This is a genomic window from Streptomyces asoensis, from assembly GCF_013085465.1.
GTDB classification, from domain to species: Bacteria; Actinomycetota; Actinomycetes; order Streptomycetales; family Streptomycetaceae; genus Streptomyces; species Streptomyces cacaoi_A.
The window spans coordinates 2,523,133-2,548,119 of the sequence record NZ_CP049838.1 but is presented as its reverse complement, the minus strand read 5'-3'; the positions used below and the strand labels follow the sequence as shown (position 1 = coordinate 2,548,119).

At 71.3% G+C, this 24,987-nt stretch carries 26 protein-coding genes; 12 read left to right on the top strand and 14 right to left on the bottom strand.

The genetic code is table 11. From position 1 onward, the window contains the following. Window positions 1-35 precede the first annotated feature (35 nt). Together G9272_RS11360 and G9272_RS11355 are read left to right on the top strand one after the other, a co-directional pair. Entirely contained in the window at window positions 36-2,195 is a 2,160-nt protein-coding gene (locus G9272_RS11360) for a carbon starvation CstA family protein (RefSeq protein ID WP_171396445.1), read from the top strand. A 26-nt stretch (window positions 2,196-2,221) separates the two neighbouring features. Continuing rightward, window positions 2,222-2,419 (top strand): YbdD/YjiX family protein, encoded by a 198-nt coding sequence (locus G9272_RS11355; RefSeq protein WP_171396444.1) that lies wholly within the window; start codon window positions 2,222-2,224, stop codon window positions 2,417-2,419. 716 nt (window positions 2,420-3,135) lie between these two features. On the opposite strand, the gene G9272_RS11350 is transcribed toward G9272_RS11355, so the two are convergent. The 3 genes from G9272_RS11350 to G9272_RS11340 form a co-directional block, all read right to left on the bottom strand. After that, entirely contained in the window at window positions 3,136-3,927 is a 792-nt protein-coding gene (locus tag G9272_RS11350) for an SURF1 family cytochrome oxidase biogenesis protein (protein WP_253267776.1), read from the bottom strand. A 101-nt stretch (window positions 3,928-4,028) separates the two neighbouring features. After that, window positions 4,029-4,262, bottom strand: a complete 234-nt coding sequence (locus G9272_RS11345) for a hypothetical protein (RefSeq protein ID WP_171396442.1) — start codon at window positions 4,260-4,262, stop codon at window positions 4,029-4,031. A gap of 80 nt (window positions 4,263-4,342) precedes the next feature. Further along, entirely contained in the window at window positions 4,343-5,344 is a 1,002-nt protein-coding gene (locus tag G9272_RS11340; protein ID WP_171396441.1) for a DEDDh family exonuclease, read from the bottom strand. Between the two features lie 268 nt (window positions 5,345-5,612). On the opposite strand from G9272_RS11340, the gene G9272_RS11335 reads away from it, so the two are divergent. Next, entirely contained in the window at window positions 5,613-6,323 is a 711-nt protein-coding gene (locus tag G9272_RS11335; protein WP_171396440.1) for a VIT1/CCC1 transporter family protein, read from the top strand. A 57-nt stretch (window positions 6,324-6,380) separates the two neighbouring features. On the opposite strand, the gene G9272_RS45905 is transcribed toward G9272_RS11335, so the two are convergent. Beyond that, complete coding sequence (locus G9272_RS45905; RefSeq protein WP_301272126.1) at window positions 6,381-6,506, bottom strand: hypothetical protein; 126 nt, start codon at window positions 6,504-6,506, stop codon at window positions 6,381-6,383. Window positions 6,507-6,671: 165 nt separating this feature from the next. After that, complete coding sequence (locus G9272_RS11330) at window positions 6,672-6,815, bottom strand: hypothetical protein (RefSeq protein WP_171396439.1); 144 nt, start codon at window positions 6,813-6,815, stop codon at window positions 6,672-6,674. Between the two features lie 210 nt (window positions 6,816-7,025). On the opposite strand from G9272_RS11330, the gene G9272_RS11325 reads away from it, so the two are divergent. Both G9272_RS11325 and G9272_RS11320 read left to right on the top strand, forming a co-directional pair. Next, window positions 7,026-7,919 (top strand): sterol desaturase family protein, encoded by an 894-nt coding sequence (locus G9272_RS11325; RefSeq protein WP_171396438.1) that lies wholly within the window; start codon window positions 7,026-7,028, stop codon window positions 7,917-7,919. Continuing rightward, complete coding sequence (locus G9272_RS11320; protein WP_171396437.1) at window positions 7,916-8,575, top strand: lysoplasmalogenase; 660 nt, start codon at window positions 7,916-7,918, stop codon at window positions 8,573-8,575. Before G9272_RS11325 ends, G9272_RS11320 begins: the two co-directional genes overlap by 4 nt. 45 nt (window positions 8,576-8,620) lie before the next feature. Here G9272_RS11320 and G9272_RS11315 read toward each other — a convergent pair whose 3' ends face one another. The 3 genes from G9272_RS11315 to G9272_RS11305 form a co-directional block, all read right to left on the bottom strand. Next, complete coding sequence (locus G9272_RS11315; protein WP_171396436.1) at window positions 8,621-9,565, bottom strand: copper resistance D family protein; 945 nt, start codon at window positions 9,563-9,565, stop codon at window positions 8,621-8,623. A 96-nt stretch (window positions 9,566-9,661) separates the two neighbouring features. After that, entirely contained in the window at window positions 9,662-11,170 is a 1,509-nt protein-coding gene (locus G9272_RS11310) for a CoA transferase (RefSeq protein ID WP_171396435.1), read from the bottom strand. Between the two features lie 155 nt (window positions 11,171-11,325). Next, complete coding sequence (locus G9272_RS11305; RefSeq protein ID WP_171396434.1) at window positions 11,326-12,855, bottom strand: S8 family peptidase; 1,530 nt, start codon at window positions 12,853-12,855, stop codon at window positions 11,326-11,328. Window positions 12,856-13,168: 313 nt separating this feature from the next. Between G9272_RS11305 and G9272_RS11300 the strand changes: the two genes are divergently transcribed. From G9272_RS11300 to moaA, 3 genes are all read left to right on the top strand, one after another. Next, window positions 13,169-13,525, top strand: a complete 357-nt coding sequence (locus G9272_RS11300; protein ID WP_171396433.1) for a DUF485 domain-containing protein — start codon at window positions 13,169-13,171, stop codon at window positions 13,523-13,525. Then, window positions 13,522-15,147 carry a solute symporter family protein gene (locus tag G9272_RS11295; RefSeq protein WP_057599261.1) on the top strand — a complete coding sequence of 542 codons (1,626 nt, stop codon included), beginning with the start codon at window positions 13,522-13,524 and terminating at the stop codon, window positions 15,145-15,147. The genes G9272_RS11300 and G9272_RS11295 overlap by 4 nt, the downstream gene beginning before the upstream one ends. Before the next feature lie 174 nt (window positions 15,148-15,321). Further along, window positions 15,322-16,311, top strand: a complete 990-nt coding sequence (gene moaA / locus G9272_RS11290) for a GTP 3',8-cyclase MoaA (protein WP_216377814.1) — start codon at window positions 15,322-15,324, stop codon at window positions 16,309-16,311. Here the strand turns inward: moaA and G9272_RS11285 are convergent. Together G9272_RS11285 and G9272_RS11280 are read right to left on the bottom strand one after the other, a co-directional pair. Continuing rightward, window positions 16,308-16,526: a hypothetical protein gene (locus G9272_RS11285; protein ID WP_171396432.1), complete on the bottom strand. Its 219-nt coding sequence runs from the start codon at window positions 16,524-16,526 to the stop codon at window positions 16,308-16,310. The genes moaA and G9272_RS11285 overlap by 4 nt on opposite strands. A 197-nt stretch (window positions 16,527-16,723) precedes the next feature. Further along, window positions 16,724-17,131, bottom strand: a complete 408-nt coding sequence (locus G9272_RS11280; RefSeq protein ID WP_171396431.1) for a DUF3099 domain-containing protein — start codon at window positions 17,129-17,131, stop codon at window positions 16,724-16,726. A 246-nt stretch (window positions 17,132-17,377) separates the two neighbouring features. Here G9272_RS11280 and G9272_RS11275 point away from each other — a divergent pair, with 246 nt between their 5' ends. Next, a complete protein-coding gene (locus tag G9272_RS11275) occupies window positions 17,378-17,656 on the top strand; it encodes a GlsB/YeaQ/YmgE family stress response membrane protein (RefSeq protein WP_171396430.1) in 279 nt (92 codons plus the stop codon). A 124-nt stretch (window positions 17,657-17,780) separates the two neighbouring features. Here G9272_RS11275 and tyrS read toward each other — a convergent pair whose 3' ends face one another. The 3 genes from tyrS to G9272_RS11260 all read right to left on the bottom strand — a co-directional run bounded on the left by tyrS (window position 17,781) and on the right by G9272_RS11260 (window position 22,040). After that, window positions 17,781-19,049 carry a tyrosine--tRNA ligase gene (tyrS, locus tag G9272_RS11270; RefSeq protein ID WP_171396429.1) on the bottom strand — a complete coding sequence of 423 codons (1,269 nt, stop codon included), beginning with the start codon at window positions 19,047-19,049 and terminating at the stop codon, window positions 17,781-17,783. A gap of 67 nt (window positions 19,050-19,116) precedes the next feature. Continuing rightward, window positions 19,117-20,520: a metallopeptidase TldD-related protein gene (locus G9272_RS11265; RefSeq protein WP_171396428.1), complete on the bottom strand. Its 1,404-nt coding sequence runs from the start codon at window positions 20,518-20,520 to the stop codon at window positions 19,117-19,119. Continuing rightward, window positions 20,517-22,040: a TldD/PmbA family protein gene (locus G9272_RS11260; protein WP_171396427.1), complete on the bottom strand. Its 1,524-nt coding sequence runs from the start codon at window positions 22,038-22,040 to the stop codon at window positions 20,517-20,519. Before G9272_RS11260 ends, G9272_RS11265 begins: the two co-directional genes overlap by 4 nt. Window positions 22,041-22,283: 243 nt before the next feature. Between G9272_RS11260 and fabG the strand changes: the two genes are divergently transcribed. The 3 genes from fabG (at window position 22,284) to G9272_RS11245 (ending at window position 24,279) form a co-directional block, all read left to right on the top strand. Then, a complete protein-coding gene (fabG, locus tag G9272_RS11255; protein WP_020130402.1) occupies window positions 22,284-22,988 on the top strand; it encodes a 3-oxoacyl-[acyl-carrier-protein] reductase in 705 nt (234 codons plus the stop codon). A gap of 5 nt (window positions 22,989-22,993) precedes the next feature. Further along, window positions 22,994-23,761 (top strand): enoyl-ACP reductase FabI, encoded by a 768-nt coding sequence (gene fabI / locus G9272_RS11250; protein WP_020130401.1) that lies wholly within the window; start codon window positions 22,994-22,996, stop codon window positions 23,759-23,761. A gap of 164 nt (window positions 23,762-23,925) precedes the next feature. Continuing rightward, a complete protein-coding gene (locus tag G9272_RS11245; protein ID WP_171396426.1) occupies window positions 23,926-24,279 on the top strand; it encodes a hypothetical protein in 354 nt (117 codons plus the stop codon). On the opposite strand, the gene G9272_RS11240 is transcribed toward G9272_RS11245, so the two are convergent. Continuing rightward, window positions 24,260-24,949 (bottom strand): FadR/GntR family transcriptional regulator, encoded by a 690-nt coding sequence (locus tag G9272_RS11240; RefSeq protein ID WP_171396425.1) that lies wholly within the window; start codon window positions 24,947-24,949, stop codon window positions 24,260-24,262. The two genes, G9272_RS11245 and G9272_RS11240, sit on opposite strands and share 20 nt — an antisense overlap. Between the last annotated feature and the right edge of the window lie 38 nt (window positions 24,950-24,987).

The following is a 24,987-nucleotide window of genomic DNA, read 5'->3' as shown; positions in this document are numbered from 1 at the left end:
CCCCGCAACCTCCGTCAGCTCGGCGAGGAGCCGCCATGCGTACGTCAGCCCTGCCCGAAACCGGCCTCCCGGCGCCGGAAAAATCCCGTATCACCCCGAAATCCATCCTGCTGTGGAGCGCTGTCGCACTGGTCGGCGCCGTCGCCTGGGGCGTTCTGGCCCTCGCCCGGGGCGAGCGGATATCGGCGGTCTGGCTGGTGGTCGCGGCCCTCGGTTCGTACGCCATCGCCTACCGCTTCTACGCCCGCCTCATCGCCCGGCGCGTCCTGAAGCCGGACGACCGCCGCGCCACCCCCGCCGAACGCCTCGAGGACGGCGTCGACTTCCAGCCGACCGACCGCCGGGTCCTGCTCGGCCACCACTTCGCCGCGATCGCCGGCGCCGGCCCGCTGGTGGGACCGGTGCTCGCGGCCCAGATGGGCTACCTGCCCGGCACCCTGTGGATCGTCGCCGGCGTGATCTTCGCGGGGGCGGTGCAGGACATGGTCGTGCTGTTCCTGTCGATGCGCCGGGACGGCAAGTCGCTCGGGCAGCTCGCCCGCGACGAGATCGGCCGGGCGGGCGGTGCGGCCGCCCTGATCGCCGTGTTCGCCATCATGATCATCCTGCTGGGCGTGCTGGCGCTGGTCGTGGTCAACGCCCTCGCCCACTCGCCCTGGGGGACCTTCTCGGTCGCGATGACCGTGCCCATCGCCCTCTTCATGGGCTTCTGGCTGCACCGGATCCGCCCGGGCCGGGTCGTCGAGACCAGTTTCATCGGCGTCGCGCTGCTCCTGCTGGCGATCGTCGGCGGCGGCTGGGTGCAGAACTCCTCGCTGGCCGACACCTTCACCCTGAGCCCGACCACCCTCGTCTTCTGCCTCATCGGCTACGGCTTCGTCGCGTCCGTCCTGCCGGTGTGGATGCTCCTCGCCCCGCGCGACTACCTCTCCACCTTCATGAAGATCGGCACGATCGCCCTGCTGGCCGTCGGGGTGGTCGTGGCCGCGCCCGTGCTCAGGGCGGACGCGGTGAGCGACTTCGCGTCGTCGGGCGCGGGCCCGGTCTTCGCCGGCTCCCTGTTCCCCTTCCTCTTCATCACCATCGCCTGCGGCGCGCTGTCCGGCTTCCACGCCCTGGTCGCGTCCGGGACCACCCCCAAGCTGATCCAGAAGGAGTCCCAGGTCCGGCTGATCGGTTACGGCGCGATGCTGATGGAGTCCTTCGTCGCGATCATGGCGCTCATCGCGGCCGCCACCCTGGAGCCCGGCCTGTACTACGCGATGAACGCGCCGGCGGGCCTGCTGGGCACGACGGCCGAGTCGGCGTCCCACGCGGTCGCGGGCCTCGGCTTCACCATCACCCCCGACCAGCTCACCCAGGCCGCGAAAGCGGTCGAGGAACAGACCCTGATCGCCCGCTCGGGTGGCGCGCCGACCCTTGCCGTCGGCATGTCGGAGATCTTCTCCGGCATCTTCGGCGGCACCGCGATGAAGGCCTTCTGGTACCACTTCGCCATCATGTTCGAGGCGCTGTTCATCCTGACCACCGTGGACGCGGGCACCCGGGTCGGCCGCTTCATGCTCCAGGACATGCTCGGCAACGTCTGGAAGCCGATCGGCCGCGTGAACTGGAAGCCCGGCATCTGGCTGTGCAGCGGTCTGGTCGTCGCCGCCTGGGGCTACTTCCTGCACTCCGGCGCCACCGACCCGCTCGGCGGGATCAACCAGCTCTTCCCGCTCTTCGGCATCGCGAACCAGCTGCTCGCCGCCATCGCCCTGACCGTCTGCACGACGGTCCTGGTCAAGTCCGGCCGGCTGCGCTGGGCCTGGGTGACGGGTGTCCCGCTGGCCTGGGTGGTCGCGATCACCTTCACCGCCGGCTGGCAGAAGATCTTCTCCGACGACCCCAGGATCGGCTTCTTCGCCCAGCGCACGCGGTACGCCGACGCCCTCGACGTCGGCCAGGTGCTGCCGCCCGCCAAGTCACCGGCCGACATGCACACGGTGGTCACCAACTCCACGGTGGACGGCGTGCTGATCGCCGTGTTCCTGCTGCTGGTCGCCGTGGTGATCGTGAACGCGGCGGTGGTGTGCGTAGGAGCCGTACGATCGCCGGCTCCGCTGCCGACGACCGAGGCGCCCTATGTCGAGTCCCGTATCGACGTACCCGCGAGGGAGACGGAAACAGAACTCCTGACAGAGGCCCACCTGTGACGGCCGCCGCCGACGGGGCGCGGGGCATGCGTGGGGCGCGGGGCGTGCGCTGGCTGCGGGCCGTGCGCTGGTATCTACGGGAGTTGACCGGGGAGGCGGAGTACGACCGCTACTGCGAGCGGCACCGGCGCCACCACCCGCTCGCTCCGATCCCGACCCGGCGCGAGTACCAGACGCTGCGCAGCCTGCACCGCGAGGAACACCCGCAGAGCCGCTGCTGCTGAACCGCCGGGTGGCCGGGTGGCCGGGTGGCCGGGTGACCGGGTGCCGAGGTGACGAGGTGACGAGGTGACGAGGTGGCTGGGTGGCCGGAGTTCCGGGCGGACGGGGTGCCGTCGCCGGTGTCCGGCCACCCGGCGTGGCCCGGTGAGTGGGCAGCCGGACAGGCGGGCGGCTGGGGCGTCGGGCAGTCGGCAGTCGGGCGGCCCGGGCGTCGAGCAGTCGGGCAGACAGCCGTCGGGCGGTCGGGGTGCCGTCACCGGACTTCGGCCGCCCGGTGGACCGGTGGACAGGCGGGTGGGCGGCGGGCGTGTGCGAGCTCCCGGGCCTCGCCCGCGCCGCTGTCCGGGCCGGCGCCCGTGTCCGTGCCGGCGCCTGGGGTCGCGCCCGCGCCTGGGGCCGTGTCGGCGCCCGTGTCCGTGCCGGCGCCTGGGGTCGCGCCCGCGCCGCTGCCCGGGCCGGCGCCCGTGTCCGTGCCGGCGCCTGGGGGCGCGCCCGCGCCTGGGGTCGCGCCCGCGCCCGTGTCCGTGCCGGCGCCTGGGGTCGCGCCCGCGCCCGTGTCCGTGCCGGCGCCTGGGGTCGCGCCCGCGCCTGGGGCCGCGCCCGTGTCCGTGCCGGCGCCTGGGGTCGCGCCGGCGCCCGTGTCCGGGCCGGCGCCTGGGGCCGTGTCCGCGCCTGGGCCCGGGCTTGGGGCCGCGCCCGTGTCCGCGTGGCGCGTCCGTCAGACCGTCGCCGGCTCGGCCTGCTCGGCCTCTCGTACGGCGGCCTGGGCCCGGTCGCGGGTCTCGCGGCGGACCAGGATCACCCAGCCGACGGGGACGCCCACGGAGAACAGCCACCACTGGATGGCGTACGCGTAGTTGAGGGCCGCGTCCTCGCTGCCGGGCCGGCCGACCAGCTCGGGGCTGTCGCCCTTCGGCTCGGGCGCGGTCTGCGCGATGTAGCCGCCGAGCACCTGCGCGCCGAGCCGTTGGGCCTCCTGCTCGCTGTTGATCAGCATGACCTGCCGGTCCGGCAGTCCCTTGAGGTCCTTGATGCCGCTCGCGGCGGTCGTCTCGTCGGGCATCAGCCGCCCGGTGACGGTGACCCGGCCGGCGGGCGGCGCGGGGACCTTGGGGAACGAGGTCTGACTCGGGGCGTCCGCCGGGATCCAGCCCCGGTCGACCAGCAGCACCTTGCCGTCCGTCAGGACGAACGGGGTGAGGACGTGGAAGCCGACCGTCTCGTCGGCGTTGACCCGGCGCCTGACGACGACTTCGCGCTCGGTGTCGAAGGAGCCGGTGGCGGTGACGCTTCGGTACCGCTCGCCGCGGGTGACGGCGTGCCCCGGGGTGGTCAGCTGCTCCACGGGCACCGCCTCGGCGGTCAGCGCGTCGGAGACCAGCTGGTTGCGCGCGGTGCGCTCGTCGTAGCGATGCATCTGCCAGAAGCCCAGCCTGATCATCGTGGGGATGAGGAGGAGGGAGACCAGCGTGAGGATCACCCACTGCCGGGACAACAGGAAGCGGTACACCCCACGACCGTACAACTCGGTCGTGGGGCGCATTCGGCCGGGTACCGGAAGGCGGTGCCGTCAGGTGTCGGTCCCCGGAAGCCGTCGGATGTCGGGTCGGCTCACACCTTGTCGATGATGCCCACCCTGCCCTCCGCGCGGGCGCAGTGCGCGCCGCAGTACCAGTGGCCCTCCACCTCGACGCCCTGGCCGATGATCTGCACCCGGCAGTGCTCGCAGATGGGGGCCATGCGGTGGATCGCACAGGAGAAGCAGTCGAAGACGTGGATCGCGCCCTGCGCGTGCACTTCGAAGGTCATTCCGTAGTCATTGCCGCAAACTTCGCATCTCGCCATGCGCCACAGGGTGAGCCGTCACCCGCGCGCGGGCGAGCGGACGGCGGGCGAGTCGCGTGGCAATCACCCGTACGCACGGGTCACTCGTCGGCGGGCTCCACATCCCGCAGGAGTTGCCCGAAGGCGGCCTCGTCGACGACGGGCGTCCCGAACTGCCGCGCCTTGACCACCTTCGAGGTACCCGAGTCGGGGTCGTTGGTGACCAGCAGGCTGGTCAGTCGGGAAAGGCTCGTGGCGACGTGCAGCCCCGCCTCGGCTGCGCGGTCCTCCAGCAGCTCCCGCTCGACCGACGTGTCGCCCGAGAAGGCGACCCGCATGCCCTGCTTGAGCCTTTTGCCGTCTTCGTACCGACCGGGGTTGGGATGGGGGCATGCGGGCCTTTTGCGGGACGGTCGCCAACTGCCGGGCCGATAGCTGCCGTAGCCGCCGCCCGAACCGCCCGCCTGCCGGCCGATCAGGGGCGCGGGCCGGTCGGCCCACTCGGTCAGCGGCCGGCACTCGAGCAGCGGCAGCCGGACACCGCCCGCCGCCGCGGCCCGCAGACTCGGCCGGAACGCCTCCGCGAGCACGCGCGCGTCGTCCAGCGCGTGGTGCGCCCGCTGCTGCACCACGCCGAAGTGGGCCGCCAGCGACTCCAGCTTGTGGTTGGGCAGCGGCAGGCCGAGCTCCTTGGAGAGCGCGATGGTGCACAGCCGCTGCCGCACCGGCGCCTCGCGCTCCGCGCGCGCGTACTCCCGCGCGATCATCTGCCAGTCGAAGACCGCGTTGTGCGCGACGAGCACCCGCCCGTCGAGCCGGGCGGCGAACTCCGCGGCCACCTCCTGGAAGAGGGGCGCGCCCTCGAGCACGTCGCTCGTCAGACCGTGGATCCACACCGGGCCCGGGTCGCGCTCCGGGTTGACCAGCGTGTACCAGTGGTCCTCCACCTCACCGCGTGCGTCCAGCCGGTAGACGGCGGCGGAGATGATCCGGTCGTCCCGGGCCAGGCCGGTGGTCTCCACGTCAACGACCGCGTACCCCTGGGGATACGCGGTCGGCCACTCCGTGGGGGAGGACGCTGTCGTCGTGTGGTCTTCGAGCATGGTCACTGAGGATACGGGCCCCCACTGACACCTCGCCGCACCCGCCCCGAAGAGAGGGCGTGCGAAGCCCTTCGGACCGTACGGGAGTTCGCGGAGCGCACGCGCGTGTGCCTGCGGACGTCGGCTGAGGCCCGGCCAACTCCGACCTGCCGGGCGACGGTTCACGCCCGGGTCCACCCGACCGGTCGCGCCCCGGTCCCACGCCCGCTCCCGCGACGACGAGCGTCGGTACGGGGTACGCGCCTCCCGGGGTGCCATCCTCCGTGCTGTGACGGAACCCACCCACGCCGAGGCCCACGGAGGCTCGCTCGGATCCCGGCTGAACTGGCTGCGCGCCGCGGTCCTCGGCGCCAACGACGGCATCGTCTCCACCGCCGGCCTCGTCGTCGGCGTGGCCGGTGCCACGGACGACCGCTCGGCCCTGCTGACGGCCGGCCTCGCCGGTCTGCTCGCCGGGTCGATGTCCATGGCGGCGGGGGAGTACGTCTCCGTGTCGACCCAACGGGACTCCGAGAAGGCCGCCCTCGCGCTGGAGCGGCGGGAGCTGCGCGAGCAGCCGGAGGCCGAGCTGGCGGAGCTGACCGGGCTGCTGGAGGAACGCGGGCTGTCCCGGGACGTGGCCCGCGAGGCCGCCGTCCAGCTCACCGAACGGGACGCCCTGAAGGCCCACGCGCGCGTGGAGCTCGGCATCGACCCCGACGACCTCACCAACCCCTGGCACGCGGCCTGGGCCAGCTTCCTCGCCTTCACGGCCGGCGCCCTGCTCCCCCTGCTCGCCATCGTGCTGCCCCCGACGGACTGGCGCCTCCCGGTGACCGTCGCATCGGTCCTGGCGGCCCTGGCCTGCACCGGATGGAGCAGCGCCCACCTGGGAGCAGCGGCACCGGGACGCGCGGTACTGCGCAACGTGGGGGGCGGGGCACTGGCGATGGGGGTGACGTATCTCGTCGGATCGCTGCTGGGGGCAGCGGGGGTGTGAGGGGCAGGACGGAGACGACGCCGCCCTGTACTCAATGGGTGGGCTTCTGACGGCGGATCAGCCCGCCGTGACCACCGCGGCCTCCCGCTCCGCCCCGGCCGGCCACCGCTCCAGGGCGCCCACCGTCAGCAGCACAGCCGTATCGGTCTCGGCGGCCAGCGCCACCGGATCCAGCCGGGACACGCTCGATCCCCTGCCAGGGGGAGCGGGGGACGAACTCACCCCACAATGCGGGCGGCGCCGGCAGCAGCGCGAGAGCATGCAGGTCGACGACCGGAGCGGGCCCGGTCAGCCGCAGCGGGTCCGCCGACCTCCGGCCGGCCTTGTCCGCGAACAGTGGAGCCACTCTCACCTGCGCCGCAGTGCGAGCACACCGCGGGCCAGCTCCTTCACGAAGGTGACGGCGCCACGGTGCGGTTCCCCGACCGGCAGGCCCTTGCTGCCCCTGCCGTGCACTCCGTCGCCCGGCAACGTCTTGCTCGCCGTCGACACCCTCCCCTGTCCGACTGCCGAAACGATCCTTCAGTGTGGCCACGCCCGCCGACGGCATCGAGAGGGTTACCGGCGAACATCATGGCGCGAAGTCGCGTCCGCCCTCGGCGCCGATTGGCGGAGATCGCCAACAAGCAAGCGCGTACCGTCGGTAATACTTGTGGGTAACAACGTCTAGCCGCAGCCCATCAGCCGTTCTACGGTGCCCCCATGCCGAACCTGCCCGATGTCGTGCTGTGGTCGATACCCGCATTCGTGCTGCTCACCGTGGTCGAGGTGATCGGCGTCCGGCTCCATCCCGACGAGGATGCGGCCGGGTACGAGACGAAGGACGCCGCGACGAGCGTCGGCATGGGGCTCGGGAGTCTCGTGTTCGACTTCGTCTGGAAGATCCCGATCGTCGCGATCTACACCGCGATCTACGAGCTGACCCCGCTCCGTGTCCCGGTCCTGTGGTGGACACTCCCGCTGATGCTGCTCGCGCAGGACTTCTTCTACTACTGGTCCCACCGCGGACACCACGTCATCCGCGTGCTGTGGGCCTGTCACGTCGTCCATCACTCCAGCGAGAAGTTCAACCTCACCACCGCCCTGCGCCAGCCCTGGACCACGCTGACCGTCTGGCCGTTCTACGTTCCGCTCATCGCCCTCGGCGTCCACCCGGCCGCGCTCGCGTTCTGCTCCTCGGCCAACCTCGTCTACCAGTTCTGGATCCACACCGAGCGGATCGACAGGATGCCCCGGTGGTTCGAGTTCGTGTTCAACACGCCCTCCCACCACCGCGTCCACCACGCCTCCCAGGGCGGCTACCTGGACCGCAACTTCGGCGGCATCCTCATCGTCTGGGACCGGCTCTTCGGGTCGTTCGTGCCCGAGGTCGACCGGCCCGTCTACGGGTTGACCAAGAACATCAACACGTTCAACCCGATCAAGGTGGCCACGCATGAGTACGTCGCGATCGTCAAGGACGTGAAGGCGGCGGGCGGTTGGCGCGAGCGGACGGGACGCGTGTTCCGCGGGCCGGGCTGGCAACCCGCGTCCGCTCCGGAAGCCACCACCGCCACCGCCACCGCCACCGCGGTCGAGGAGACCACGGCCGCGTGACCCGCTCCCGCGCCTTCCTCGCCCTGTTCGTCCTCGCCGCAGTCGTCGACCTGCTCAGCCTCGCGCTCGGCTTCGACGCCGGGCACACGGTGGCCAAGCCCCTTCTGATGCCCCTCCTCGCCGCCTGGGCGGCCCTGCGCGGCGCGCCCCGGCTCCTGGTCGCCGCCCTCCTGTGCGGCTGGGGCGGCGACACCCTCCTGCTGCTCGACGCCGACCCCGCCTTCCTCGCCGGCATGGCGTCCTTCGCCGCCGGTCACGTCTGCTACCTGGCGCTGTTCGCCCGCATCGGCCGACCCCACGCGCGCGGCGCCCTCCTCGCCCCCTGCTACGCCACCGCCCTGATCGCCACCGTCGCCCTGCTGTGGCCCGACCTCCCCGCGGACCTGCGCCTCCCCGTCGCCGTCTACAGCACCCTGCTCACGGCCATGGCGTACGCCGCCACCACCCGGCTCGGCCCGGTCGCCGGTGTCGGCGGCGCGCTGTTCCTGCTCTCCGACACCCTCATCGCCACCGGCGTCGCCGACTGGCCGCAGCCCCCGCGTCCCGACCTGTGGATCATGCTCACCTACCTCGCCGCACAGGTCCTGCTGGTCCTCGGCGCAACAAGCCGCCGTCACCCGACGGTTGACCCTCGGCCCTTGATCCTCAACCCTTGATCCTCAGCCCATGTGCTTCAACCATTGATCCTCAGGCCGTGATCCTCAACCCTTGATCGGCAGCGGCAACGCCGTCAACAGTCCCGACACCGCGACCACCACCCCGAGCGCGACGATCTCCACGCGCGCGGGGGAGCAGGCGGCCAGCGGGTCGGGAGCCCGGCGCAGCCGTGTCCGCGCCCACACGGCGAGCAGCGCGACCGCGCCCACGACAAGCACCTTGGCGAGCAGCACGCGCCCGTACGCCGTCGTCGTCAGCTGGTCGAGCGCCGCCTCCGACGGCATCCGGCGCAGTGAACTGCACAGCCCGGTCGCCGTGACCCCGGCGAACAGGACGGCCGCCACGCGCGCGTAGAGCCCGAGCAGCGCGGCGCCCGCCTCGGTGTCGTCCCACCTCCGCAGCGTGCGGAGCACGTTCAGCAGCCCGCCCGCCCACAGTGCCGAGCACGTCAGATGCACCATCGTCAGCCCGGAGCCGATCAGCGGCATGGACTCGGTCGGCGGATGCGCGCGCAGCGCCTCCGCCAGGATCACCGCCGTGAGCGGCCACACCTGACGGTTCGGCCGGCGCGTGAGCGCGCACAGCCCCGCCACGGCGAACGCGATCGCCTCCAGCAGCGCGAGAACGCCGCCCCGCGAGCCATGACCGTGCGGCGCCAGCTCACCGGCGGCCGCCGCGGCCGAGAACCCCACCACCGCCGCGTACGGCGCCCAGCTGACCGGTCGGCCGGGCGGGGCGGCGGGCACCCATCGGGTGAGACCGGCCGCGAACAGCTCACCCACCTGCACGCACAGCGCCGCGAACAGCAGCGTCCGCAGCAGCGCGACCACCCCGGAGTCCGCGGCCTCCCCGGTGCCGTGCGCGGCGACGGAGGGCCCGAGCAAGGGGATCAGGGCCGCGAGCCCCACCAGGACGAGCAGCGCCACCGCCCGGCCGGGGCCGGTACGGCGTATGGATTCGGTTGCGTCGGTCGGTCGTATGAGGGTCATGCCAGGATCTTCACCATTCCCGGCAAATCCGAGCAACTCATCCTGAAGCGGTCGAGGGCGGTGCGGTGCCGGTACAGGAGCGGATCGTCCGGGGGTTCAGAGCCAGCGCGCCGGATCGGCTCCCCAAGGCCCCGGCGGCCGTGCCCAGTCGCCCGGCCCGCCGTCGAACGACACCGGCGGAAGGGCGTAGCGCAGCCGCCCGAGAGGGCTGCCGGTCTCCGCGAGCCAGGGGCCGGGGTCGACGCTCCCGCCCCCGCTCACCTCCCGGTTCCGCGCCTTGGTCATCCCTTTGCCCTCCCCTTCGCCCATCCGGACGCCCTCACGACGGTCGTCCCCGTTCCCGGCGCCCCCGTTCCCGGCGCCCCCGTTCCCGGCGTCCCCGCCGTGGGCGTCCTCGCCCTCGCTCGCCCAGGCTCCCTCGGTGAGCCATGCCGCGGTCCGGGCCAGCGCCAGCCGTACGAACCGGCTGCCGCCGTCGTACGACTGCTCGGTCAGCGCCCGCAGTACTGCCGCCGCCAGCAGATAGCCCGTGCCGTGGTCGAGGGCCTGTGCGGGCAGCGCGCCCGGCCGCTCGGCGGAGCCTTCGACGGTCGCGATGCCGGTGGCCGCCTGGACCAGGCTGTCGAAGCCGCGCCGCCCGCCCCACGGCCCGTACGCGCCCCATGCCGACACCTGCGCCACGACCAGCCCGGGCCGACGCTCGGCCAGTGCCTCGGGGGAGAGCCCGAACCGGTCCAGGGTGCCCGGCCGGTAGCCGGTGACCACGACGTCCGCCGTCGCGAGCAACTCCTCGAAGGTGCGCCGGTCCGATGCCAGGTCGAGCAGTGTCGAGCGCTTGCCGAACCCCGTGTCGGCGTGCTGGTCGGGCAGCTCGGGCAGATGGGGTGCGTCGACCCGCAGGACGTCCGCGCCCAGCAGGGCGAGGGTGCGGGTGGCGACCGGCCCGGCCAGGACCCGGGTCAGGTCCAGGACGCGCAGCCCGGCGGCGGGCAGCAGCGGGCCACCCGTCGGCGGCGTGAACGTACGCGCGCGTGCCTCGTCCGACCGGCCCCGCTCCACCAGGGGGCGAGCGGTGATCATGGCCGCCTGCTCCTGCGCCGCCCACTCCGCGGGCGTGCGCGACGCGACGGCCAGGCCCCCGGCCGCGTACACCGCGTCCTCGATGTCCAGGGCGGAGCGCTCCGCGAGCGACGCCTCGACGGCGGCCGCGTCGGCGCCCTCCGGCAGCGCCAGCGCCTTGAGCAACCGCTCACGGTGATGCGGGTAGTTGGCGTGGGTGCGCACCCATCCGTCGGCCGTCCGCCAGAACCGTGACAGCGGGGCGAAGGCGACCGGCGCCCGCCCGTCGACCAGCAGCCGTCGCTCGCTGACGAACGCGGTGGCCACCGCCGCGTCGTCCACCCGCACCCCGGGCACCTCCGTCAGGCCGGCCCGTCGCGCCCCCAGTTCGGCGCCGGCCAGCGCGCACACGCCCACACAGGCGCGCGCCAGCTCCCGCACGGGGAGGCGCGCCGGCAGGGCGCCCTCCCGGACGACGGTCGACACGCGCGCGAGGAGGGCGGGATCGCCGCCCAGCTCCGACCAGGCGAACTTGATTCCAGTCATGACTGCACTATGCATTATTGATTCAATCAACATATGCACGGCAGTACGCACGCGGGAAGCACCACCGGATTCATCACCGCACGCACACACGCGCGCTCGCACGCACGAAGGGCCGGGCGGATGTCCGCCCGGCCCTCGAACCGCCCTTCAGGCGACTACTTCACGGCACGCAGCGCGTTCACGACGCCGAAGCCGAAGAAGCCGTTGAGGCGCTTGCCGCCCACGCAGGTCGCGTCCACGACCCCGTTGCCGTCGCCGTCGTACGGCTCGGTCGGGCACGCCGTGCTGTCGGCCTGGAGCTTGAGCAGCGCCTGGAGCTGGGCCGGGCTCGCGTGCGGGTGGGTCGACTTCAGCAGCGCGGCCACACCGGCGACGTGCGGGGACGCCATCGAGGTGCCCTGGAGGAAGCCGTACGTGTTGTTCGGCAGCGTCGACAGGATGCGGCCGTTGGCGGACGGGGTGTCCGGGATCTGGTACTTGTCGCCGCCCGGAGCCGCGACGTCGATCGCGCCCAGGCCGTACGTGGAGTAGTACGACTTGGTGCCCTTGACGCCCGTCGCGCTCACCGTGACGACACCCGGCAGCTGGGTCGGGACGTCGAAGCACTCGTGCGGGTCGACGGTCCGCTCGACCGGCGTGGAGTCGTCCGGGCTGGAGGCGTCGACCAGGGAGTCGGAGTCCAGGTCGTGGTTGGAGTTGCCCGCCGAGGCGACGTTGATCGTGCCCTTCTTCTGGGCGTACAGCTGGGCCCTGTTGACCGCGTCGACGATCGCCTTCTGGTCGGGGTCGTCCATGCAGTTGTACAGCCACGGGTCGACGTAGTAGCTGTTGTTCGTGACCTCGACGCCGTGGTCGGCGGCGAACACGAAGGCGCAGACGACGTTCTCCGGGTAGAAGAGGCCGTCCTTGGGGTCGCTCACCTTGATGCCGGCGACCTTCACACCGGGCGCGACGCCCGCCACGCCGATGCCGTTGCGGGCCGCGGCGATCTCACCCGCGACATGGGTGCCGTGGTAGTCGTCAGCGGTGTACGGGCGCCAGGCGCCCTCGCTGGTGTCCGCGACGCCGCCGACGCAGTTCGCCGACTGGGACGCGGAGAAGTTCGGCGCGAGGTCAGGGTGGGTGTCGTCGACGCCGGTGTCGATGACAGCGACCGTCACCTTCTTGCTGCCCGGGTTGATCGTGGCGGCCTTGTCGGCGCCGATCGCGCGCAGGTCCCACTGGTCGGCCTCGAGCGGCTCGCTCTGGCCCGCCGCGTCGGACGCCTTCTCGATCTTCGCGGCCTCCGCCTTGGAGAGGACCTGCGCGGCCCCCTCGTCGGTGGTCCCCGCGGCGCTCAGCGGCGCGGTACGGGTCGCACCCGCCGACTGCACGCCGCGCACCGCGCGTATCCGGGGCCCGAAGTCGGGGTTCGCCGAATGGACGACGAGCACGCCGATCTTCTCGTACGCCGCGACGACGGTGCCGCCGGCCGCGGCGATCGCCTTCTTCACCGACCCGATCGTGCGGTGGTCCACCTTCGTGTTGACGACGTACGCCAGGGTTCCGGCGTCGGCCGTCTGGGTGGCGGAAGTCGTGACGGGTGCCGCGGAGGCCGCCGTCGGCAGGAAGCCGAGGGAAGCGGTCAGCGACAGCACGACGGGCACCGCGAGCGCGAGGCGGCGTCTGGAAGGCAGATGAGCCATGGGGTCTCCACATCATCCGGAAACGGGACCTGACCCAAGCGCAGGTGCTGCTTGGGCAGGTACATGACGGGTGGTACTCGCCCGAAGCTATCTCCCTGACTCACCGGCCAGCAATGACTTCCAGGCGGCGAGTTTGCCGACCCATGACCTGACGCGGCCCCCGCTCGTTGGTCATGACCTGCCGAAGGCCACTTCGACAAACCCGCCCGACGCGTTGAACCCGTCCCTGTGCGGCGCCGTGACCTTGGGCAGGGAGCGAGAGGACACTCGCCTCCTTTCGCCGTCCGACCCGCATCCGCAACGAGGAGACTTCGTGGCCACCGAGACACCGCCCCCCTCGAAATCCCCAACCCAACTCCCGTCCACCGAGGAGTTCGTCGCGGTGCAGGAGAGCGCGGAGTTCGGTGAACTGCGCAGCTCCTACCGCGGCTTCGCCTTCCCGCTGACGGTCGCCTTCATCGCCTGGTACCTGCTGTACGTCCTGCTGTCCAACTACGCGGGCGACTTCATGGGCACCAAGCTCTTCGGCAACTTCAACGTGGCCATGGCCCTCGGCCTCGGCCAGTTCCTCACCACCTTCCTCATCGCCTGGTGGTACGCGCGGACCGCCGCCGCACGGTTCGACCCCAAGGCCGAGGCCATCAAGTCCCGGATGGAGGGCGGAGCATGAGCCCCGCACAGCACACCCTGCTCGCCGCGGGCGAGGCCAGCGAGCACCGCACGCTGATCATCATCCTGTTCTCGGTGTTCGTCGCCGCGACCCTCGTCATCACCGTCTGGGCCGGCCGCCAGACCAAGGACGCCGCCGACTTCTACGCCGGCGGCCGCCAGTTCACCGGCTTCCAGAACGGCCTCGCCGTCTCCGGCGACTACATGTCCGCCGCGTCCTTCCTCGGCATCGCGGGCGCCATCGCCCTCTTCGGCTACGACGGCTTCCTGTACTCCATCGGCTTCCTGGTCGCCTGGCTGGTCGCCCTGCTCCTGGTCGCCGAGCCGCTGCGCAACTCCGGCCGCTACACCATGGGCGACGTCCTGGCGTACCGCATGCGCCAGCGGCCCGTCCGCACGGCGGCCGGCACCTCCACCATCGTGGTGTCGATCTTCTACCTGCTGGCCCAGATGGCGGGCGCGGGCGTCCTGGTCTCCCTGCTGCTGGGCATCACCAGCGACAGCGGCAAGATCGGCATCGTCGCGCTGGTCGGCGTACTGATGATCGTCTACGTGACGATCGGCGGCATGAAGGGCACCACCTGGGTCCAGATGGTCAAGGCGGTCCTGCTCATCGCCGGCGCCCTCCTGCTCACCTTCCTGGTCCTGCTGAAGTTCGACTTCAACCTCTCCGACCTGCTGGGCTCGGCCGCCGACAACAGCGGCAAGGGCGCGGCCTTCCTGGAGCCCGGCCTGAAGTACGGCGCCACCGGCACCACCAAACTGGACTTCATCTCGCTCGGCATCGCCCTGGTCCTGGGCACCGCGGGCCTGCCTCACATCCTGATCCGCTTCTACACCGTGCCCACCGCGAAGGCCGCCCGTAAGTCGGTCCTCTGGGCCATCGGCCTGATCGGCGCCTTCTACCTGATGACCCTCGCCCTCGGCTTCGGCGCCGCCGCGCTGATCAAACCGGACGAGATCACCGCCTCCAACAAGGCCGGCAACACCGCCGCGCCCCTGCTCGCCCTCCATCTCGGCGGCGTCGACTCCAACTGGGGCGCGATCCTGCTGGCCACCATCTCGGCGGTCGCCTTCGCCACCATCCTCGCGGTCGTCGCGGGCCTCACCCTGGCGTCGTCCTCGTCGTTCGCCCACGACATCTACGCCAACGTCATCAAGAAGGGCACCGCCACCGAGAAGCAGGAGATCAACGCGGCGCGCTACGCCACCGTGGGCATCGGCGCCGTCTCCATCCTCCTGGGCGCCCTCGCCCGCGACCTGAACGTCGCCGGCCTGGTCGCCCTCGCCTTCGCGGTCGCCGCCTCCGCCAACCTCCCGACGATCCTCTACAGCCTCTTCTGGAAGCGGTTCACCACCTCCGGAGCCCTGTGGTCGATCTACGGCGGCCTGGTCACCGCGGTCGGCCTGGTGCTGTTCTCGCCGGTCGTCTCGGGCAAGCCCACCTCGATGTTCCCGGACGTCGACTTCCACTGGTTCCCGCTGGAGAACCCCGGCATCATCTCGATCCCGGTCGGCTTCCTGCTGGGCGTCGTAGGCACCCTGCTGTCGAAGGAGGAGCCCGACAAGGGCAAGTACGCCGAACTGGAGGTCCGCTCCCTGACCGGCACCGGAGCCCACTGAGCAACCGCTGACCACGCCCCCCCCCCCCCGCGGCCGCGTCGTAGATCCCTACGACGCGGCCGCGTCCTGTCTCATGGGATCTCGTGGGATCGGGCCCTGTTGTTGTCACCGGTGTCACGTAGGCTCGCAAGTGACGGAGAAGAACAAGCGATCGCTACGAGGGAGGGGGCCCACGTGCTCATCGACACCTATGGCCGAGTGGCCACCGACCTGAGGGTCTCGCTGACCGACCGGTGCAACCTGCGCTGTACGTACTGCATGCCCGAGGAGGGCTTGCAGTGGCTCGCCAAGCCCGACCTGCTCGACGACGACGAGATCGTCCGTCTGATCGGCATAGCGGTCTCCACGCTCGGCATCGAGGAGGTCCGCTTCACGGGAGGCGAGCCCCTGCTGCGCCCGGGCCTGGTCGGCATCGTCGAGCGGGTCGCGGCCCTGACGCCCCGCCCCCAGATGTCCCTCACGACGAACGGCATCGGCCTGCGCCGCACCGCCACCGCGCTCAAGGCGGCGGGCCTGGACCGGGTCAACGTCTCCCTCGACACCCTGCGGGCCGACGTCTTCAAGACCCTCACCCGCCGGGACCGCCACAAGGACGTCCTCGAAGGCCTGGAAGCCGCCCGCGAGGCAGGCCTCACCCCGGTGAAGGTCAACTCGGTCCTGATGCCCGGCCTGAACGAGGACGAGGCCCCGGACCTCCTCTCCTGGGCCGTCGAGCACGACTACGAGCTGCGTTTCATCGAGCAGATGCCCCTGGACGCCCAGCACGGCTGGAAGCGCGAGGGCATGGTCACGGCCGGCGACATCCTGGCCTCCCTGCGCACCCGCTTCGACCTCACCGCCGAGGGCGAGGGGGAGCGCGGCTCCGCCCCGGCCGAACGCTGGCTGGTGGGCGGCGGCCCGCACCGGGTGGGCGTCATCGCCTCCGTCACCCGCCCGTTCTGCGCCGCCTGCGACCGCACCCGCCTCACGGCCGACGGCCAGGTCCGCACCTGCCTCTTCGCCCGCGAGGAGACGGACCTGCGAGCGGCCCTGCGTTCCGGTGCCCCCGACGAGGAGATAGCCCGTATCTGGCGACTGGCGATGTGGGGCAAGAAGGCGGGTTCGGGCCTGGACGACCCGACGTTCCTCCAGCCGGACAGGCCCATGTCGGCGATCGGCGGCTAGGGAGCTTCCGGGGATTGCCACTCGGTCAGCAGGACGACGTCCTTGAGGAATCCCCGGACTCCGAGGAACTGCGACAGATGCTCCCGGTGCTCCTCGCACGCGAGCCACGTCTTGCGTCGCTCCGGCGTATGCAGCTTCGGGTTGTTCCATGCCAGTACCCACGCCGCGTCGACACGGCAGCCCTTGGCAGAACAGATCGGGGTCTCGTCACTCACAGACTTGTCTCACCACACGCACACAAAGGCGACGCCGAGCAGCCACGGGGGGAGCTGCCCGGCGTCGGTCCGTCGCTCCGACGGGGGATGCGGAGCGCGTACGAAGTATGTCATGGCTCACGGTCCGCACGGCACTGGAACAACATGATTGATCTGAGCTTTTCCTGAGCTTGGAGCACAGCCTGTTCATGGCCTGTTCACGGCTGACGCTCAGCCGGATCGGGCGCCGGATCCTTCCGGAGGGATTCCGCGAAGCCCTCCTCTTCCGGGACGGAGCCCGCGGATTCACCCTCGTCCCGCGGCGGAGCGATCATGGTTCGCACCGGCACGGTCAGGAAAGTGGAGGGGAGCGAAGGCACGTTCTCCCGACCCGCGTTGGCGATCACCACCGAGATATAGGGGAGCACCACCCCCAGGACCAACGCCACGATCGCCACATGCCGTTCCACGTTCCACAACGTCGCCGCGAGGATCACCGACACCGTACGGATCGACATCGAGATGATGTACCGCCGTTGCCGGCCCCGCACGTCGTCCTGGAGTCCCTGGCGCGCACCGGTGATCCGGAACACCTGGACGTTGCCGCCGCCACCCTGCTTCCGCATCACATTCCACCGTCCGCCCGCATCGGCCTTGCCCCGGCCCCTCTCCGGACCGCACCCGATCGGGGAGCCGGGCCCGGACACCGTCCACGTTACGCCGCGACTGCGTCGCCTTCGAGACCGGGTCGCCTGCCGTCCGGGCGAACGTTCTGCGCCGTGCCGCGTATGGCCGCACCCGACATGCGCCGTACGGCGAGCGGCCCGAGACTTGGGGGCAATGCTCACGTAGAGCCGTACAAGGAGGCAGCCATGGGCTGGTTGTGGGCGATCATCGTGGGATTCGTGCTGGGCCTGATCGCGAAGGCGATCATCCCGGGCAAGCAGCACAGCCCGCTCTGGCTGACCACCATTTTCGGCATGCTGGGCGCCATCGTGGGCAACTCGATCGCCCGCGCGGCCGGGGTCGAGTCGACGTCCGGCATCGACTGGAGCCGCCACGCGTTCCAGCTGATCGCCGCGATCATCATCGTCGCCCTGGGCGACATGCTCTACATGGCGACGCTGGGCAAGAGGAAGACCCGCGCCTGAGCCGGGCGCCCGGGAGGGGCGCGGAGAACTGCGCGACAAACCACGACGAAAGCCGCGGCCGGCAGAAACCCGCACCCCTACGGCGCACCCCCTACGCGCAACCCGCGGAGCGGAAGCGCGCCACTCAGACGTCGGTGACCTCGACGGCCGCCAGGTTCTTCTTCCCGCGCCGCAGCACCAGCCACCGCCCGTGGATGAGCTCTTCCTTCGCCGGGACGGCGTCCTCCGCGGTGACCTTGACGTTGTTCACGTAGGCCCCGCCCTCCTTCACGGTCCGCCGCGCGGCGGACTTGCTGGCCACCAGACCGACCTCGGCGAACAGGTCCACGACCGGTCCGAGCTCGGCGACCTGGATGTGCGGCACCTCGGAGAGGGCCGCGGCCAGCGTCCGGTCGTCGAGCTCACCGAGCTCGCCCTGGCCGAAGAGGGCCTTGGACGCGGCGACCACGGCGGCCGTCTGGTCGGCGCTGTGGACCAGCGTCGTCAGCTCCTCGGCCAGCGCGCGCTGAGCGGCCCGGGCCTGCGGACGCTCCTCGGTCTGCCGCTCCAGCTCCTCGATCTCGGCATGGGACCGGAAGCTGAAGATGCGCAGGAACTTCGACACGTCCCGGTCGTCCGCGTTCAGCCAGAACTGGTAGAAGGCGTACGGCGTGGTCATCTCGGGGTCGAGCCAGATCGTGCCGGACTCCGTCTTGCCGAACTTGGTGCCGTCCGCCTTGGTGATCAGCGGGGTGGCCAGTGCGTGCACCACGGTGTCGGGCTCCACCTTGTGGATCAGTTCGGTGCCCGAGGTCAGGTTGCCCCACTGGTCGCTGCCGCCGGTCTGGAGCGTGCAGCCGTGCCGCCGGTACAGCTCCAGGAAGTCCATGCCCTGGAGGATCTGGTAGCTGAACTCGGTGTAGCCGATGCCGGCGTCGGAGTTGAGCCGCCGGGAGACGGCCTCCTTGGCGATCATCTTGTTGACGCGGAAGTACTTGCCGACGTCCCGCAGGAACTCGATGGCCGACATGCCCTGCGTCCAGTCCAGGTTGTTGACCATGACCGCCGCGTTCGGGCCCTCGAAGTCGAGCAGCGGCGCGATCTGCGCGCGCAGCCGCTCGACCCACTGGGCGACGACCTCGGGAGAGTTCAGCGTCCGCTCCGCGGTGGGCTTCGGGTCGCCGATCAGCCCGGTGGCGCCGCCGACCAGGCCCAGCGGACGGTTGCCCGCCTGCTGGATCCGGCGCATCGTCAGGATCTGCACGAGGTTGCCGAGGTGCAGGCTGGGCGCGGTCGGGTCGAAGCCGCAATAGAACGTGACGGGACCGTCCGCGAACGCCTTGCGCAATGCGTCCTCGTCAGTGGAGAGGGCGATCAGCCCGCGCCACTTCAGTTCGTCGACGATGTCCGTCACGGTTCTCATATCTCCTTGATGATCTTCAGACTGTGTTCGGGCGGTCGAGCGACCACCGGCTACGAGGTTATACGCCCTGACTGACAGAGCTCATATTGAAGTCCGGCACCCGCAGCGCGGGCATCGCAGCCCTAGTGAACCAGTCGCTCCACTCCCTGGGCAGCGTCTTTTCCGTACGCCCCGCCTCCGTCGCCCGCCCCAGCAGGCCGACCGGCGACTCGTTGAACCGGAAGTTGTTCACCTCGCCGACGACCTCGCCGTTCTCCACCAGGTAGACGCCGTCCCGGGTCAGGCCGGTGAGGAGCAGGGTCGCCGGGTCGACCTCGCGGATGTACCACAGGCAGGTCAGCAGCAGCCCGCGTCCGGTGGCCGCGACCATCTCCTCGAGGGAGCGGTCCTCGCCGCCGTCCAGGATCAGGTTGTCGGCCCCGGGCGCCACCGGAAGGCCGGTCAGGGCCGCGCTGTGCCGGGTGGTCGTCAGGTGCTTCAGCTCGCCCGCCCCGATCCACTCGGTGGGTCGCACGGGCAGGCCGTTGTCGAAGACCGACTGGTCGCCGCCGGAGGAGTGCGCGATGACGAACGGCGGCGCCTCCAGGCCCGGCTCGTTCGGGTCGCTGCGCAGGGTCAGCGGCAGGTCGGACAGCTTCTCCCCGAGCCGGGTGCCGCCGCCGGGCTGGGAGAACACCGTCCGGCCCTCGGTGGCGTCCCGGCCGGACGCCGACCACAGCTGGTAGATCATCAGGTCGGCCACCGCGGTCGGCGGCAGCAGCGTCTCGTACCGCCCGGCGGGCAGCTCGATCCGCCGCTCCGCCCAGCCCAGCCGTACGGCCAGCTCGGCGTCGAGCGCCGCCGGGTCGACGTCCTTGAAGTCCCGGGTCGAGCGCCCGGCCCACGCCGAGCGGGTCCGGTCCGGGGACTTGGCGTTGAGCTCCAGCGTCCCGTTCGGCTGGTCGTGCCGCAGCCGCAGCCCGGTCGACGTGCCCAGGTAGGTCGAGACGAGCTCGTGGTTGGCGAACCCGTACAGCTCGCGACCGCCCGCCCGCGCGCGGGCGAACGCCTCACCCAGGGCGGGCGCGAAGTCGGCGAACACCGCCGACGAGGTCTCCGCGGGCGCCTCGGTGAACTCGGGGGACCGAGCCACACCGCTGACCAGGGGCTGCGCGTCCTCGGCGGGGCCGGCGCCACGCGCGGCGGCCTCGGCGGCCCGTACGAGGGACTCCAGCTCGTCCGCGGTGACGGCGGCCCGCGAGACCACACCGGAGGCGGTGCCCTCCCTGCCGTCGACCGTGGCGATCACGGTGAGCGTGCGCCCGCGCGTGACGCCGTTGGTCGTGAGCGCGTTGCCGGCCCAGCGCAGGTTCGCCGTCGACTGCTCGTCGGCGATCACGACACAGCCGTCGGCCCGGGACAGCTCGAGGGCGCGCTCGACGATCTCGTGCGGCTGCTGCGCCTTGTTGGTGCCCGCGCTCATCGACCGGCCTCCTGCGTGGTGTTCAGAATGTTGACGCCCTTGAAGAGGGCCGACGGGCAGCCGTGCGACACCGCCGCCACCTGGCCCGGCTGGGCCTTGCCGCAGTTGAAGGCGCCGCCGAGGACGTACGTCTGCGGGCCGCCGACCGCCGCCATCGACCCCCAGAAGTCGGTGGTCGTCGCCTGGTAGGCCACGTCCCGCAGCTGGCCGGTGATCCGCCCGTTCTCGATCCGGAAGAACCGCTGCCCGGTGAACTGGAAGTTGTAGCGCTGCATGTCGATGGACCAGGAACGGTCGCCGACGACGTAGATGCCCCGGTCGACGCTGCCGATGAGACCCTCGGTCGACATCCCGGCCGGATCCGGCCGCAACGACACGTTGGCCATGCGCTGCACCGGGACATGGCCGGGGGAGTCGGCGAAGGCGCACCCGTTGGACCGCTCGAACCCGGTCAGCTTCGCGATGCGCCGGTCCAGCTGGTAGCCGACGAGCGTGCCGTCCTTCACGAGGTCCCAGGACTGGCCCTCGACGCCCTCGTCGTCGTAGCCGACGGTCGCCAGGCCGTGCTCGGCGGTGCGGTCACCCGTGACGTTCATCAGGTCCGAGCCGTAACGCAGCTTGCCGAGCTGGTCGAAGGTGGCGAAGGAGGTGCCGGCGTAGGCGGCCTCGTAGCCGAGGGCCCGGTCCAGCTCGGTGGCGTGCCCGATGGACTCGTGGATGGTCAGCCACAGGTTCGACGGGTCGACGACCAGGTCGTACAGCCCCGGCTCGACGCTCGGCGCCCGCATCTTCTCGGCGAGCAGCTCCGGGATCCGGTCGAGTTCGTCGTCCCAGTCCCACCCGGTGCCCGTGAGGTACTCCCAGCCGCGTCCGACGGGCGGCGCGATCGTGCGCATCGAGTCGAACTCGCCGCTCGACTCGTCGACCGACACCGCGGTCAGCGCCGGGTGCAGCCGCACCCGCTGCTGGGTGGTCACCGTCCCGGCCGTGTCTGCGTAGAACTTGTTCTCGTGGACGGTGAGCAGCGAGGCGTCCACGTGGTTGATCCCGTTCGCCGCCAGCAGCCGCGCGCTCCAGTCCGCGAGCAGCGCCGCCTTCTCCTCGTCCGGCACGGTGAACGGGTCGATCTCGTAGGACGAGATCCACGTCCTGTCGGCGTGCACCGGCTCGTCGGCCAGTTCCACCCGCTCGTCCGAACCGGCCGCCTTGATCACCTGCGCGGACAGCTTGGCCATCGCCACGGCCTGCGAGGCGACCCGGGCCGCGGCGTCCATCGTGAGATCCACGCCGGACGCGAACCCCCACGTACCGCCGTGCACCACCCTGACCGCGTACCCGAGGTCGGTCGTGTCGGACGACCCGGAGGGCTTGGCGTCCCGCAACCGCCAGGACGCGCTGCGCACCCGCTCGAACCGGAAGTCCGCGTGCTCCGCCCCCAGCGCACGCGCGCGTGCGAGAGCGGCGTCGGCGAGGGCGCGTAGGGGTAGGGCCGTGAAACTTTCATCGATGCTGTGGGGCACCTACGTCTCTCCCTGGTGTCGTCACGTGTGAAGGCCTCGATCATGTCGCGCCCGGCAGCCCCGGACCACACGTTTCCGCCCCGCTTCCGCAAACTTTCTGTAGAGACCCCACAGCCAGTCCGGTGAGCCACTGTCGGTGCCCGAATGTCCGTCGGACGAGGCAGACCGATAGGTTTCGAGGGAAGCCACCTGCCGTTCCGTGTTCGGGCGGGTGCGTCAGACCCCTATCGAAAGGGTGATCCGTTGAGCCGCTCGGTTCTCGTCACCGGAGGAAACCGGGGCATCGGCCTCGCCATCGCCCGCGCGTTCGCCGATGCCGGCGACAAGGTCGCGATCACTTACCGCTCGGGCGAGCCACCGGCCGGCTTCTTCGCGGTCAAGTGCGACATCACCGACTCCGAGCAGGTGGAGCAGGCCTACAAGGAGATCGAGGCCGAGCACGGCCCCGTCGAGGTTCTGATCGCCAACGCCGGCGTCACCAAGGACCAGCTCCTGATGCGCATGTCCGAGGAGGACTTCACCTCGGTCATCGACACCAACCTCACCGGTACCTTCCGCGTGGTCAAGCGCGCGAACCGCGCCATGCTGCGCGCCAAGAAGGGCCGTGTCGTCCTGATCTCCTCGGTCGTGGGACTGCTCGGCTCCGCCGGGCAGGCGAACTACGCCGCCTCCAAGGCCGCCCTGGTCGGCTTCGCGCGTTCCCTCGCCCGTGAGCTGGGTTCGCGCAACATCACCTTCAACGTCGTCGCGCCCGGCTTCGTCGACACCGACATGACCAAGGTGCTCACCGACGAGCAGCGCGCGGGCATCGTCTCGCAGGTCCCGCTCGGCCGGTACGCGCAGCCGGAGGAGATCGCCGCGACGGTGCGGTTCCTCGCCTCGGACGACGCCTCGTACATCACTGGAGCCGTCATTCCCGTTGACGGCGGACTGGGAATGGGTCACTGATCACCATGAGCGGAATTCTCGAGGGCAAGCGCGTCCTGATCACCGGCGTGCTGCTGGAGTCCTCCATCGCCTTCCACACCGCCAAGCTGGCCCAGGAGCAGGGTGCCGAGATCATCCTGACCGCGTTCCCGCGGCCCACGCTGACCGAGCGCATCGCCAAGAAGCTGCCGAAGCCCACCAAGGTCATCGAGCTCGACGTGACGAACGACGAGCACCTCGGCCGGCTGGCCGACATCGTCGGCGAGGAGCTCGGCGGTCTCGACGGCGTCGTGCACTCCATCGGCTTCGCGCCGCAGGACGCCATGGGCGGCAACTTCCTCAACACGCCGTTCGAGTCGGTCGCCACGGCCATGCACGTCTCGGCGTTCTCCCTGAAGTCGCTCACCATGGCCTGTCTGCCGCTGATGCAGAACGGCGGCTCGGTCGTCGGCCTCACCTTCGACGCCTCGTTCGCCTGGCCGCAGTACGACTGGATGGGCCCCGCCAAGGCGGCCCTGGAGGCCACCAGCCGCTACATGGCGCGTGACCTGGGCAAGCAGAACATCCGCTGCAACCTGGTCTCCGCCGGTCCCATCGGTTCCATGGCGGCCAAGTCCATCCCGGGCTTCTCCGAGCTGGCCTCGGTGTGGGACGACCGCTCCCCGCTGGAGTGGGACCTCAACGACCCCGGGCCGGCCGGCCGCGGTGTGGTCGCCCTGCTGAGCGACTGGTTCCCGAAGACCACGGGCGAGATCGTGCACGTCGACGGCGGCCTGCACGCCATCGGAGCCTGATCACCGACACGCCGTCGACGCCCCGTTCCTCCGCCCGCGCGCGGGGAGCGGGGCGTCACCCGTTCGGCTCACCCGGCCAGGCGGGGGAGTGTCCCGGCAAGGCACTCTGAAGTGCGGGTTCCTTACCGCGCTTTCCTCCCCAGCACGGCCGAGGAGGTCCCTTTGTGCGCCTGTCTCGCAGCCTGGCCCCAGTGACCGTCGCCGTCTGTCTCGTCCTGTCGCTGCCGTACGACGCGTTGCCCCACGCGCGCGTGGCGGCCCGGCAGGCCACCGCCGCACCCGAGGAGCCGTTCGGCGCGGAGTGCCGCACCGATGTCCGCGGTTCCCGCGTCGTCGCCTACTGCCACAACCCCTACGCCGACACCGACCGCGTCCGCCTGCACATCGAGTGCGACCGCTGGTGGGATCTCGACACCGACGGCACCCCCGCCGACGCGGGCCCCGCGCAGACCGTACGGCTCACCGGCCGCTGCTGGAAGGAGGTCCGCTCGGCCTGGGTCAGCCACCAGAAGTTGTGAACCGTCCGGGCCGGCACAGCAGGGGGTAGCCGGCCGCCTCGACGGCGGCGGCCTCCGCGTCGCCCGCGCGGATCGCGTCCACCAGCCGGGTGTGGTCCATGTACGTCTCCGGCGTCAGCTCCTCGCCGACGTCCTCGCGCAGCCAGTCCCGCAGCACGTCGCCGAGGTCCGCGTACATCGCGGTCATGACGTCGTTGTGGGAGGCCGCCACCACCGCCAGGTGGAAGGTCGCGTCCGCTGTCACGAACGCCTCCGTGTCGCCCGAGTCCCAGGCCTCCTCGCGCCGCACGAGGAGCGCGTCCAGCTGCTTGAGGTCCTTCTCCGTGCGCCGCCCGGCCGCCAGCTTCGCCGCGCTCGACTCCAGCGTGGCGCGCAGCTCGGCGATGTGTCCGGGGTCGGCGTCGGCGAAGCGGCGGTGCATCACGCCCGCCAGCTCGCTGGTCGCCACGACGTAGGTCCCCGAGCCCTGCCTGATGTCCAGCAGTCCGTTGTGCGCGAGCGCCCGCACGGCCTCCCGAACCGTGTTGCGGGCGACACCCAGCTCTTCGACCAGCTCGGGTTCCGTGGGGATGCGTGCGCCGACCGGCCACTCGCCCGAGGTGATCTGGGTGCGCAGCGCGGCGATGACCTGCTCGGACAGCGCCGAGCGGCGGGGATGGCTCAGGGGCATGGCACACCTTCGCACGGGTGGGGCGGCCGAGGGGAACC